The 12,389-nt window shown below is 70.8% G+C and carries 10 protein-coding genes; 5 read left to right on the forward strand and 5 right to left on the reverse strand.

The genetic code is table 11. The features are described from left to right. Window position 1: 1 nt before the first annotated feature. Window positions 2–343, reverse strand: a complete 342-nt coding sequence (locus tag RBJ65_RS25910) for a helix-turn-helix transcriptional regulator (protein WP_306321352.1) — start codon at window positions 341–343, stop codon at window positions 2–4. 76 nt (window positions 344–419) lie between these two features. Here RBJ65_RS25910 and RBJ65_RS25915 point away from each other — a divergent pair, with 76 nt between their 5' ends. From RBJ65_RS25915 to RBJ65_RS25925, 3 genes are all read left to right on the forward strand, one after another. After that, window positions 420–1,685 carry a sensor histidine kinase gene (locus RBJ65_RS25915; protein WP_306321351.1) on the forward strand — a complete coding sequence of 422 codons (1,266 nt, stop codon included), beginning with the start codon at window positions 420–422 and terminating at the stop codon, window positions 1,683–1,685. Further along, a complete protein-coding gene (locus tag RBJ65_RS25920; RefSeq protein ID WP_306321350.1) occupies window positions 1,682–2,380 on the forward strand; it encodes a response regulator transcription factor in 699 nt (232 codons plus the stop codon). The genes RBJ65_RS25915 and RBJ65_RS25920 overlap by 4 nt, the downstream gene beginning before the upstream one ends. A 231-nt stretch (window positions 2,381–2,611) precedes the next feature. After that, window positions 2,612–5,752, forward strand: a complete 3,141-nt coding sequence (locus tag RBJ65_RS25925) for an efflux RND transporter permease subunit (RefSeq protein ID WP_306321349.1) — start codon at window positions 2,612–2,614, stop codon at window positions 5,750–5,752. Window positions 5,753–5,859: 107 nt separating this feature from the next. On the opposite strand, the gene nadA is transcribed toward RBJ65_RS25925, so the two are convergent. Beyond that, complete coding sequence (nadA, locus tag RBJ65_RS25930) at window positions 5,860–7,077, reverse strand: quinolinate synthase NadA (RefSeq protein ID WP_306321348.1); 1,218 nt, start codon at window positions 7,075–7,077, stop codon at window positions 5,860–5,862. Window positions 7,078–7,316: 239 nt separating this feature from the next. Between nadA and RBJ65_RS25935 the strand changes: the two genes are divergently transcribed. Then, window positions 7,317–7,673: an iron-sulfur cluster assembly accessory protein gene (locus RBJ65_RS25935; RefSeq protein ID WP_306321347.1), complete on the forward strand. Its 357-nt coding sequence runs from the start codon at window positions 7,317–7,319 to the stop codon at window positions 7,671–7,673. Between the two features lie 105 nt (window positions 7,674–7,778). Here the strand turns inward: RBJ65_RS25935 and RBJ65_RS25940 are convergent, their stop codons facing one another. Beyond that, on the reverse strand, window positions 7,779–9,284 hold the full coding sequence (locus tag RBJ65_RS25940; protein ID WP_306321346.1) for a hypothetical protein: 1,506 nt from the start codon (window positions 9,282–9,284) through the stop codon (window positions 7,779–7,781). A 91-nt stretch (window positions 9,285–9,375) separates the two neighbouring features. Further along, complete coding sequence (locus tag RBJ65_RS25945; protein WP_306321345.1) at window positions 9,376–9,585, reverse strand: hypothetical protein; 210 nt, start codon at window positions 9,583–9,585, stop codon at window positions 9,376–9,378. Between the two features lie 182 nt (window positions 9,586–9,767). Here RBJ65_RS25945 and RBJ65_RS25950 point away from each other — a divergent pair, with 182 nt between their 5' ends. Then, entirely contained in the window at window positions 9,768–10,742 is a 975-nt protein-coding gene (locus tag RBJ65_RS25950; protein WP_306321344.1) for a carbohydrate kinase family protein, read from the forward strand. Between the two features lie 95 nt (window positions 10,743–10,837). On the opposite strand, the gene RBJ65_RS25955 is transcribed toward RBJ65_RS25950, so the two are convergent. Continuing rightward, complete coding sequence (locus RBJ65_RS25955) at window positions 10,838–12,226, reverse strand: cysteine desulfurase/sulfurtransferase TusA family protein (protein ID WP_306321343.1); 1,389 nt, start codon at window positions 12,224–12,226, stop codon at window positions 10,838–10,840. Between the last annotated feature and the right edge of the window lie 163 nt (window positions 12,227–12,389).

Here is a 12,389-nt window from a genome sequence, read left to right on the forward strand (position 1 = left end):
GTCAGTCCTCCTGCCGTGTCCGCTTGAGGTCCTGTACGTAGGTGTCCAGCCGGTCGAAGCTCTCGTTCCAGAACCGCTCGAATCCGCCGACCCACTCGTGCACCGGCCGCAGCCCGCCGGCGTCCAGCTCGTAGAGCCGCTGCTTGCCGGCCCCGCGCACCCGCACGAGCCCCACCTCCCGGAGCACCCGCAGATGCTTGGACGCCCCGGGCTGGCTCATCCCCAACTCCTGCGCCAACTCGTTCACCGGCCGCTCTCCGGCGCGCAGCAGCGCCAGGATGTCGCGGCGCTGCGGCTCGGCGATCGCGTTGAAGACGTCGGAGGTGGTCGCTGCTCGTGCCATGACGGCATCGTATTCCCATAACGGCATACGTCAAGCCCGCTCGGCCCACGGCGGACGACCCGCTACCGTGGCCCCGGTGAACCGCTTCGTACGGTGGGCCAGGACGCATCCGCTGGCGCTGGACGCCGCACTCGCGCTCGGTGTCCTCCTCTGCATGGTCGCCGGGTCCTTCGTCGACCCGCACGGTCCGGACGGCACCTACGCCTGGGGGGCGAGAACCCCGGACGCCCTCAGCCTCGTCCTGATGCTGCTCGGCGCCGCCGCCCTCGTGTTCCGGCGCCGCGCCCCGCTCTACGTACTCGCCGCGACCGCCACCGTCTCCGTCGTCGAGCTGGTCGTCGGCGATCCCCGCGCCCCCGTCGTGATGTCCGCGGTCGTCGCCCTCTTCACGGTCGCCGCCAGCACGGACCGCCCCACCACGTGGCGCGTGGGACTGGCCACGATGGCGGTGCTGACCTGCGTGGCGATGTTCGCGGGCCCGCTGCCCTGGTACTCGCAGGAGAACCTGGGGATCTTCGCGTGGACCGGGATGGCCGCCGCCGCGGGCGACGCCGTCCGCTCCCGGCGCGCCTTCGTCACCGCGATCAGGGAGCGCGCCGAACGCGCCGAACGCACCCGCGAGGAGGAGGCCAGGCGGCGCGTCGCCGAGGAGCGGCTGCGGATCGCCCGCGATCTGCACGACGTCGTCGCGCATCACATCGCCCTGGTGAACGTGCAGGCCGGTGTCGCATCGCACGTCATGGACCGGCGGCCCGACCAGGCGAAGGAGGCGCTCGGTCACGTCCGCGAGGCCAGCCGGTCCGCCCTCAACGAACTCCGCGCCACCGTCGGCCTGTTGCGGCAGACCGGCGACCCGGAAGCCCCCACCGAACCCGCCCCCGGGCTCGACCGGCTCGACGACCTCGTCGACACCTTCCGGCACGCGGGCCTGCCCGTGGAGGTGGCCCGCGCCAAGGACGCCCCGGCCCTGCCCGCCGCCGTCGACCTTGCCGCCTTCCGCGTCGTACAGGAAGCCCTGACGAACGTACAGAAACACGCGGGCCCCGACGCCAAGGCCGAGGTCAGCGTCGTACGGGTGGGACCGAACACGGAGATCACCATCCTCGACAACGGCCCCGGCGCCACCGCCGCCCACGGCGACTACCCGGCCGACCCCGCCGAACCCGAGGCGAACGGCGGCCACGGCCTCCTCGGCATGCGCGAACGCGTCACCGCGCTCGGCGGCACCCTCACCGCGGGACCGCGCTACGGGGGCGGGTTCCGCGTCCATGCGATCCTTCCGACGAAGGCCCGTACCAGCGGCCCCGACCCCGCCAACACCTCCGAGGACGCCACCACATGACGAGCAGCGCCATCCGTGTCCTGCTGGCCGACGACCAGGCCCTGCTGCGCAGCGCCTTCCGCGTGCTCGTCGACTCCGAACCCGACATGGAAGTGGTGGGGGAGGCATCGGACGGCGCGGAGGCCGTCCGGCTCACCCGCTCCGAGCGGCCCGACGTCGTCCTCATGGACATCCGGATGCCCGGCACCGACGGCCTCGCCGCCACTCGCGAGATCAGCGCGGACCCGGACCTCGGCCACGTACACGTCGTGATGCTGACGACGTTCGAGGTCGACGAGTACGTGGTGCAGTCGCTGCGGGCGGGCGCCTGCGGCTTCCTCGGCAAGGGCGCCGAGCCCGACGAACTGCTCGGTGCCGTACGGATCGCGGCCGCGGGGGAGGCCCTGCTGTCGCCCGTCGCGACGAAGGGGCTGATCGCCAAGTTCCTCGCGCAGGGGGACGGTTACGAGGAGGGGGAGCGCCCCACGGACGGCAGCGGCGAGCGGCTCGCCGCGCTCACCGGGCGCGAGCGCGAGGTCCTCGTCCAGGTCGCGGGCGGCCACTCCAACGACGAGATCGCCGAGCGCCTCGCCGTCAGCCCGCTCACCGTGAAGACCCATGTGAACCGCGCCATGGCCAAGCTCGGCGCCCGCGACCGCGCCCAACTCGTCGTCATCGCGTACGAGTCGGGGCTGGTACGTCCACGGGTGGAGTGACCCTTACGGGGCGCGTACTACGGGCGCAGTAGGCGACGGATAAGAACGGGACCTGGGAGCGACGAATCGGGTCGCACGCATGACCGAGGGTGGACCGTGGGCCCCACGCCTGCCACCTGCCACCTGCCACCTGCCACCTGTCACCGCAGATGTCACCGCAGAACTTGTCATGGCACGGGCCTTCATCTTCCGCTCACGTCCCACGTCCCACGTCCCACGGAGATTCGATCCATGTCCTGGCTGTCGAGATTCAGCCTCGCCCAACGCGCTCTCATCGGGCTGATTTCGATCATCGCGATCGTCTTCGGCGCGATCGCGATCCCTCAGCTCAAGCAGCAGCTGCTGCCCTCGATCGAACTGCCCATGGTCTCGGTGATCGCCCCCTACCAGGGCGCGTCCCCCGACGTGGTGGAGAAGCAGGTCGTCGAGCCGCTGGAGAACTCCATCGACGCGGTCGACGGAATCACCGGCGTCACGTCGACGGCCAGCGAGGGCAACGCCCTGGTGATGGCCCAGTTCGACTACGGCACGGACGGCAGCAAGCAGCTCGTCGCCGACGTCCAGCAGGCGGTCAACCGGGCCCGCGCCCAGCTGCCCGAGGACGTCGACCCGCAGGTCGTCGCCGGCTCGACCGACGACATCCCGACCGTCGTCCTCGCCGTCACCTCCGACAAGGACCAGCAGGCGCTCGCCGACCAGCTCGACAAGTCCGTGGTGCCGACGCTGAAGGACATCGACGGCGTCTCCCAGGTGACCGTCGACGGCGTCCGTGACCTCCAGGTCGACGTCACGCCCAGCGACCGCAAGATGGCCGCGGCCGGGGTCAACCCGCAGGCCCTCGCCGAGTCGTTGAAGGCCGGCGGCGCCACCATGCCCGCGGGCTCGCTCGACGAGGCGGGCAAGAACCGCACGGTGCAGGTCGGCGGCGGCTTCACGTCCCTGAAGCAGATCCAGGACCTGATGATCACGGGTGAGGGCGTCAAGAAGCCCGTACGCCTCGGTGACATCGCCGCCGTGCAGCAGCAGCCGTCCACGGCCGACTCGATCACCCGCACCGACGGAAAGCCCAGCCTGTCGCTCGCCGTCACCATGGACCACGACGGCTCCGCCGTCTCCATCTCCGACGCCGTCAAGGACAAGCTGCCGCAGCTCCGCGACGACCTCGGATCCGGCGCGGACATCACCGTCGTCAGCGACCAGGGCCCGGCCGTCTCCAAGTCGATCTCGGGCCTGACCACGGAGGGCGCGCTCGGCCTGCTCTTCGCGGTCGTCATCATCCTGATCTTCCTGGCGTCGCTGCGCTCGACACTCGTGACGGCGGTCTCCATCCCGCTGTCCGTCGTCCTCGCGCTGATCGTCCTGTGGACCGGCGACCTGTCGCTGAACATGCTCACGCTCGGCGCGCTGACCATCGCGATCGGCCGCGTCGTCGACGACTCGATCGTGGTCCTGGAGAACATCAAGCGGCACCTCGGCTACGGCGAGGAACGCAGGGAAGCGATCCTCAAGGCCGTACGCGAGGTGGCCGGGGCCGTCACCTCCTCGACCCTCACGACCGTCGCGGTCTTCCTGCCGATCGGCCTGGTCGGCGGCATGGTGGGCGAGCTGTTCGGCTCGTTCTCCATCACGGTGACGGCGGCGCTGCTCGCCTCGCTGCTGGTGTCGCTGACCGTCGTCCCGGTCCTCTCCTACTGGTTCCTGCGCCCGCCCAAGGCGGCCCGCGGCGTCGACCCGGAGGAGGCCCGGCGCAAGGCCGAGGAGAAGGAGGCGCGCTCCTGGCTGCAGCGGATCTACGTTCCCGTGCTGCGCTTCGCGACGCGCCGCCGCTTCACGTCGCTGCTGATCGCGGTCGTCGTACTCGTCGGCACCTTCGGCATGGCGCCGCTGCTCAAGACGAACTTCTTCGACCAGGGCGAGCAGGAAGTCCTCTCCATCAAGCAGGAGTTGGCGCCCGGCACCAGCCTGTCGGCCACCAACGCGTCGGCGAAGAAGGTCGAGAAGGTGCTCGCGGGCATCGACGAGATCGAGGACTACCAGGTCACCATCGGCTCCTCCGGCTTCATGGCGGCCTTCGGCGGCGGCACCGACACCAACCAGGCCTCGTACCAGGTGAAGCTGAAGGACGGCCACGCCTTCGAGGCCACGCAGAAGCGCATCGACCGCGAGCTCGGACAGCTCTCCGGCATCGGTACGACGACGATCGGGGCCGGTGACGGCTTCGGCAACCAGGACCTGTCCGTGGTCGTGAAGGCCGCCGACGGCGACGTACTGGAGAAGGCCTCCGACCAGGTGCGCGACGCGGTCGCCTCGATCGACGACGTCACCGACGTGGCGAGCGACCTGTCGCAGTCCGTGCCGCGGATCGAGGTGAAGGCCAACTCCAAGGCGGCCGCCGCCGGGTTCAACGACACGACGCTGGGCGCCGCAGTCACGCAGGCGGTGCGCGGCACGACGAGTGGCAAGGCGACGATCGACGACACCGAGCGCGACATCGTCGTGAAGTCGGCGCAGCCGGCCACCACGATGGCCGAGCTGAAGAAGCTGCCGATGGGCCCGGGCGGGATCACACTCGGCGACATCGCCACCGTGAAGACGGTCGACGGACCGGTGTCCATGACCCGGATCGACGGCGCCCGCGCGGCGACGATCACGGCGAAGCCGGACGGCGACAACACGGGCGCGGTCAGCGCCGACCTGCAGACCAAGCTCAACTCGCTGGACCTGCCGAAGGGCGCCACGGCGACCATCGGCGGCGTGAGCGAGGACCAGGACGACGCGTTCAAGAACCTGGGCCTGGCGATGCTCGCGGCGATCGCGATCGTCTTCATGCTGCTTGTCGCTACGTTCCGGTCGCTGGCCCAGCCGTTGATCCTGCTGGTCTCGATCCCGTTCGCGGCGACCGGTGCGATCGGTCTCCTTGTCGCCACCGGTACGCCGATGGGTGTGCCCGCGATGATCGGCATGCTGATGCTCATCGGCATCGTCGTGACGAACGCGATCGTCCTCATCGACCTGATCAACCAGTACCGGGCCCAGGGGCTCGGTGTGGTGGAAGCGGTCGTCGAGGGCGGCCGCCACCGCCTCCGCCCGATCCTCATGACGGCACTCGCGACGATCTTCGCGCTGCTGCCGATGGCGCTCGGCGTCACGGGCGAGGGCGGCTTCATCGCGCAGCCACTGGCCGTGGTGGTGATCGGCGGGTTGATCACGTCGACGCTGCTGACGCTGCTCCTCGTCCCGACGCTCTACGCGATGTTGGAGCTCCGGAAGGAGAAGCGGGCGAAGAAGCGGGCCGCGAAGCGGGGCGACGGTGGCGGGTCCGGGGTTCCGCCCCAGACCCCGAGCCCCGACCCGGAGCCGGCGAACGTCTGACGGTGGCCTCCGCCGCCTTGGGCAATCTGCCGCCTTGGGCGGCAGGGTGGGCAAGGCGGCACCCCGGTGCGGGGCGAGCGTTCATGTGGCGCTCGCCCCGCTTCCGGTTACGGCAGCGCCAGCATCCGCTCAAGCGCCAGCTTCGCGAACCGTTCCGTTTCGCGGTCCACCTCGATGCGGTTGACGAGGCGACCGTCCGCCAGGGACTCCAACGCCCAGACGAGGTGCGGGAGATCGATCCGGTTCATGGTCGAGCAGAAGCACACCGTCTTGTCGAGGAAGACGATCTCCTTGTCCTCGGCGGCGAACCGGTTCGCGAGCCGCCGGACCAGGTTCAGCTCGGTCCCGATCGCCCACTTCGAACCCGCAGGCGCCGCCTCCAGCGCCTTGATGATGTACTCCGTCGACCCGACGTGGTCCGCCGCCGCCACGACCTCGTGCTTGCACTCCGGGTGCACCAGGACGTTCACCCCGGGTATGCGGGCCCGCACGTCCTCCACGGACTCCAGCGAGAAGCGCCCGTGCACGGAGCAGTGCCCGCGCCACAGGATCATCTTCGCGGCCCGCAGCTCCTCGACGGTCAGGCCGCCGTTCGGCTTGTGCGGGTTGTAGACGACGCAGTCGTCGAGCGACATGCCGAGATCGCGGACGGCGGTGTTGCGCCCGAGGTGCTGGTCCGGCAGGAAGAGCACCTTGGTGGCACCGGCATCGCCCTGCTCGAACGCCCAGTTCAGGGCCCGCTCGGCATTGCTGGACGTACAGATGGTCCCGCCGTGCTTGCCCGTGAACGCCTTGATGTCCGCCGAGGAGTTCATGTACGAGACGGGGACGACGGAGTCCGCGACGCCCGCCTCCGTGAGCACGTCCCAGCACTCGGCGACCTGCTCGGCCGTCGCCATGTCCGCCATGGAGCACCCGGCGGCGAGGTCCGGCAGGACCACCTTCTGGTCGTCCCCGGTCAGGATGTCGGCCGACTCGGCCATGAAGTGCACACCGCAGAACACGATGTACTCGGCCTCGGGCCGCGCCGCCGCGTCCCGCGCCAGCTTGAAGGAGTCCCCGGTGACGTCCGCGAACTGGATGACCTCGTCGCGCTGGTAGTGGTGCCCCAGCACGAACACCTTGTCTCCGAGCTTTTCCTTGGCCGCGCGCGCCCGCTCGACCAGGTCCGGGTCGGACGGAGAGGGCAGGTCGCCGGGGCACTCCACGCCGCGCTCGCTCGCCGGGTCGGCCTCGCGGCCGAGCAGCAGGAGCGCCAGCGGCGTGGGGGAAACGTCCAGGTCGACGGGGGCCTGGGGGGACTGGGCCGTGGTCACGTCACGCACCCTTTCTTCGCTCTGCTCGACTTTTCGTCGAATTGACGCTATCTATCATACGTGCTTCACGTCAGTTTGACGATGGCGAATTCGTCGATGTGACGCAATCCGCGACGGCCGTCCCGTGCCCCGCCTGCGACCGGTGTGCGAGCATGAAGAGAAGAAGTGCGAAACCCGGAATGGATCCGGGCCTTTGCCGGTTAGCAATGGTCGGCAAGCAGTCTCCGTACAACCCGGGAGAGATGTAGATGTCCGTATCGGACGAGACCAGCACCGTCAGCGACGGCATCATCCTCAGCGACGAAGCCGCGGCCAAGGTCAAGGCTCTGCTGGACCAGGAAGGCCGTGACGACCTGGCGCTGCGCGTGGCTGTTCAGCCCGGAGGCTGCTCCGGCCTGCGCTACCAGCTCTTCTTCGACGAGCGCTCGCTCGACGGTGACGTCGTCAAGGACTTCGGCGGCGTGAAGGTCGTCACCGACCGCATGTCGGCCCCGTACCTGGGCGGCGCCTCCATCGACTTCGTCGACACGATCGAGAAGCAGGGCTTCACGATCGACAACCCGAACGCGACGGGTTCCTGCGCCTGCGGCGACTCGTTCAGCTAAGTCGCACAGCCGTAAGGCCGTGCAGCCGTAAGGCCGTACAGCTGTAAAGCGCGAAGGGGCGGTCCCTGCCGGGACCGCCCCTTCGGCATGCCGAAGGGCCGCCGCTCAGCCGCGCGGCGCGGGTTCCACCCCGCCGGGCCCGTTCTGCCGCGCGTGCCGCACGGCGGATCCGTCGGCCGCCACCACCTTCCGCTCACCCAGCGGCGCGTCCAGCGAGACCGGCAACGTATAGAACTTCGCCAGCTCGATGCAGACGGTCCCCTTCTTCTTCGTCTCCGTGACCTTCACGGTCACCCGGCCCCCGGACTCCTCCGCCGACGCCGCGTACTTGGCGCAGACCCCGCCGGTGAAGTGCACGGTCAGGGTCCGGCCCGAGGCGCTGTAGCCCTGGACGCGCACGGCACGGGTGTCGTCGCCGCCGTTCGACCCGCCGGAGGGGGAAGAGGGGGCCGGGCTGGCCGGTGAACCCTTCGCCCCCGTAAGGAACTTGGGCTCCACCGCCGGGTACGTCACCGTGAACGCGGCCCCCGCCCCGCCGGGCCGCACCTCGAACAGCCACGACGGCACCAGGGCCTGCCGCCCGCCGACGGAGTGCGCGGCGAGCCCGAACGTCGCCTTGGTGACGGCGACCGTCGAGGGCTTCGGCGGGGACTGCGTACAGGCCGCGTCCTTCTCCAGCGGCGCCGCGCTCGCGCACCCTCCGACCGAGACCCGGCCACCCCCGGCCGCCGCCCCGTTCATCCGCTCAAGCGCCCGCTCCGCACCGACCGTCGGATATGTATCGCCCTTGACCGGCGCCTTCAACCGGCCGCTGCCGCCCACCACTTGACCGTCCGGGCCGACCTGGATCCCGGTCGACCAGCCGTACGTCGGCAGCCCGCCGACCGCCGGATCGGCGTTCACGACCCGGGTGGCGCCGATGAGTTGGTCCGCGTCCAGCTTGGCGTCGTCCTGGCCGAGCGCCTTCAGGACCGGCGCGGCGGCCTTCTTCGCGGCGGCCTCGCTCACCGCGTCCCCGCCGCTGGGGGCGCCGCACTTGGTCCCGCCGCCGCACTTGGCGGACGGCGCGTACCGCGCGTACGTCCAGGTCCCCGGCGCCTCCCGGCTCACCTGCAACGAGGGCCCGGAGCCGTCCTTCGTGGGCCCCACCTTCCAGGCGTCCCCGTCCGGCCGCGGCTTCCCGTGTACGTCGAGGGCCTCGGCGAGCGCGGACACATCGGCCGCCGTCACTCCGCCGCTCGCCCGGTAGACGGGCGCCTGGTCCGGGCCCGCCGGGAGGTCGCCGGTCGCCTTGTAACGGGTGCCGTTCGGGTCGGGTTCACCTGGCGCGATCCCCGGCGACGTACCGGAACCGGAGGAACCGGAGGAACCGGAGGAGCCAGAAGAGCCGGAACCCTCGGAGTAGCCGTCGAGGGCGAGCGGCGGGGGAGTGGTGGAGCCTTCGCCGGGGCGCGCGCCGGACCCGCCCGGCCCGCCCGACGTGTCCCCCGCGTTCATCGCCACGTACGCGCCGCCACCGCCCGCGAGCAGGACCGCCGCCGCGACCGACACGACGGCCGCCGTGCGCCGCCGTCGCGGGTTCCGGTCCCGCGTCCGCTCTTCGCCGCTCACCGCATCGCTCCTTCGCACCGGGGGACACCGGTGTGACGGGGCGCGGGGGTACGCGGTTCCCCTCGGCGGAAATGTCCCGCGCCAGGAGTGCCTAGTCGTCGAAACCGGCCATGGAGTCGATCAGCCGCGCCGACGACTCGGGCACGAACACCCCATGGATCCCGGCGGTCTTGGCCGCGACGCCGCGACCCTCCACCTCCCACGGCGCCGGCGGCGTCACCCAGTGCGGAAGCATCCGGACGCAGTCACCGCGCATCGCGGCCAGCCCGTCCTCGGCCGTGCCTGACACCTCGTAGGTCATGTCCGCACGGTAGACCTGAGGCGACATCCGAAGAAAGACCCGCTATCAGGCATTTCCCCTACTTCAGCCCGCGCACCTCCACCGGGTAGCGTGAAGCGTCAAGCCCTCCCGTCTCCCACCACCACCCTTGTAATGGGCGCTGCGCGCGCCCCTCCATTTCTCGCAGGAAGCGATCTCACGCCGTGCGAATCGCAGTCACCGGCTCCATCGCCACCGACCACCTGATGACCTTCCCCGGCCGTTTCGCCGACCAGCTGGTCGCGGACCAGCTGCACACGGTCTCCCTCTCCTTCCTCGTCGACGCCCTCGACGTACGCCGCGGCGGCGTCGGCCCCAACATCGCCTTCGGAATGGGACAGCTCGGCACGGGCCCGATCCTGGTGGGCGCCGCAGGCTCGGACTTCGACGAGTACCGCGCGTGGCTCGACCGCCACGGCGTCGACACGGACTCGGTCCGGATCTCCGAAACCCTCCAGACCGCCCGCTTCGTGTGCACGACGGACGCCGACCACAACCAGATCGGCTCCTTCTACACCGGCGCCATGAGCGAGGCCCGGCTCATCGAGCTGAAGACCGTCGCGGACCGCGTCGGCGGCCTCGACCTGGTCCTGATCGGCGCGGACGACCCGGAGGCGATGCTTCGGCACACGGAGGAGTGCCGCTCGCGCTCCATCCCGTTCGCCGCCGACTTCTCGCAGCAGATCGCGCGCATGGACGGCGAGGAGATCCGCGTCCTGCTCGACGGCGCCACATACCTCTTCTCGAACGAGTACGAGAAGGGCCTCATCGAGTCCAAGACCGGCTGGAGCGACGCCGAGATCCTCGGCAAGGTCGGCCACCGCGTCACCACGCTCGGCGCGCGCGGCGTGCGCATCGAGAAGGCCGGCGAGGACCCGATCGAGGTCGGCGTCCCGGAGGAGGAGGCCAAGGTCGACCCGACGGGCGTCGGCGACGCGTTCCGCGCGGGCTTCCTCTCCGGCCTGGCGTGGGGCGTCGGGCACGAGCGGGCGGCGCAGGTCGGCTGCATGCTCGCGACGCTGGTCATCGAGACGCTCGGCACGCAGGAGTACGAGCTGCGGCGGGCGCAGTTCATGGACCGCTTCCGCAAGGCCTACGGCGATGAGGCGGCGGCCGCGGTCGAGGGCCACCTGGGCTGATGTTTCGGTAGGGGCCGCGGCCGGTGCCGCTCCTTATGCTGAGCGGCGCGGCCGCGGTCCTCTTTGTGGTTGCGTTCGCGCAGTTCCCCGCGCCCCTAAAGACTCCGCCGGACCGTATAGACGCAGCCGCCCGATTCACGCGGCTCTGCCCCTACGTATTCATGGCCCTGGGTGAAGCACCAGGCGGGGATGTCGACCGCGGCCACCTCGTCGTCGGCGAGGACGGACACGGTGCCGCCGATCCGTACGCGGCCGATGGCCCTGCCGAGTTCGATGACCGGCTGAGGACACGTCATGCCCAGCGCGTCGACGGTCACCGACTCCTCCGACTTCTCCGACCCCTCGGCCCCGGCGACCGGCGCACCCAGCTTCTCCCGCACTTCCCGCACCACCCCCGGCAGCACATCAAGGAACCGCTCGACCTCCGAGGCCTCCGTGCCAAGCGGCAGCGAGACCCGCACGTTCCCCTCGCTCACCACACCCATGGCGCGCAGCACATGGCTCGGCGTCAACGTGCTGCTCGTACAGGACGATCCGGACGACACGGAGAATCCGGCCCGGTCGAGCCCGTGCAACAGGCTCTCCCCGTCCACGTACAGACAAGAGAACGTCACCAGGTGCGGCAGCCTGCGCACCGGATCGCCGACGACTTCCACGTCCGGCAGCAGCTCGGGCACCCGCGCCCGGATCCGCTCCGTCAACTCCCTGAGCCGCGCCGCCTCCCCGGCGGCCTCGGCCCGCACGGCCCGCAGTGACGCGGCGGCGGCCACAATGCCCGGAATGTTCTCGAACCCGGCGGCCCGCCCCGACTCCCGCTCGTCGGAGGGCCCTTGCGGCGCGAACCGCGTCCCCTTCTTTACGACGAGCAGCCCGACCCCCGCGGGCCCGCCCCATTTGTGCGCGCTCCCGGCGAGCAACGACCAGTCACCCGCCACCGGCCCCCACGCCAAGGACTGCGCGCCATCCACGAACAACGGCACCCCGGCGGCGCGACACGCCTCGGCGGCTTCGACGACCGGCTGCTCGCTCCCCACCTCGTGGTTGGCGGACTGCAGACACGCGAGCGCGGTGTCCTCGCGCAGCGCGTCACGGAAGCCCTCGACCGGAACCCGCCCTTCACGCCCCACCGGGACCCGGGTCACCGACCCACCGGCCGTTTCGTGGGCCGCGGCCGAATGGAGTACGGCCGAATGTTCGACGGCCGACACGACCAGGTGACTCCCGGCGCGCCGCCGCCCGGCAAGCGCCCCCGCCACGCCGTCGTGCACGGCCCGCGTCCCGGACGAGGTGAACACCAGCTCGTCGACCCGGCACCCCACGGCCTCGGCAGCCGCCTCCCGCGCCGCGTCCAACAACAACCGCGCCCGCCGCCCTTCCCGATACAACCGCGACGGATCGGCCCACCCCTCATCGAGCGAGGCCTGCAAAGCCTGCCGGGCAACGGGGTGCAGGGGAGCGGAGGACGCCGAGTCGAAGTAGGCCACACCGCAACGCTAAGGGGGCCGAGGAAGAAGGCGGCTCCAGGGGCGCGAGGAACCGCGCACCCCAACCACGCCCAACCGCCACCCGCCGACAACCGCACCCGGCTCGCCCAGGGCATCCCCCACCCCGACCCACCGTCAGAAACCCCCAAACACGGCCCGATCC

The organism is Streptomyces sp. KL109B (genome assembly GCF_030766935.1).
Classification (GTDB): domain Bacteria; phylum Actinomycetota; class Actinomycetes; order Streptomycetales; family Streptomycetaceae; genus Streptomyces.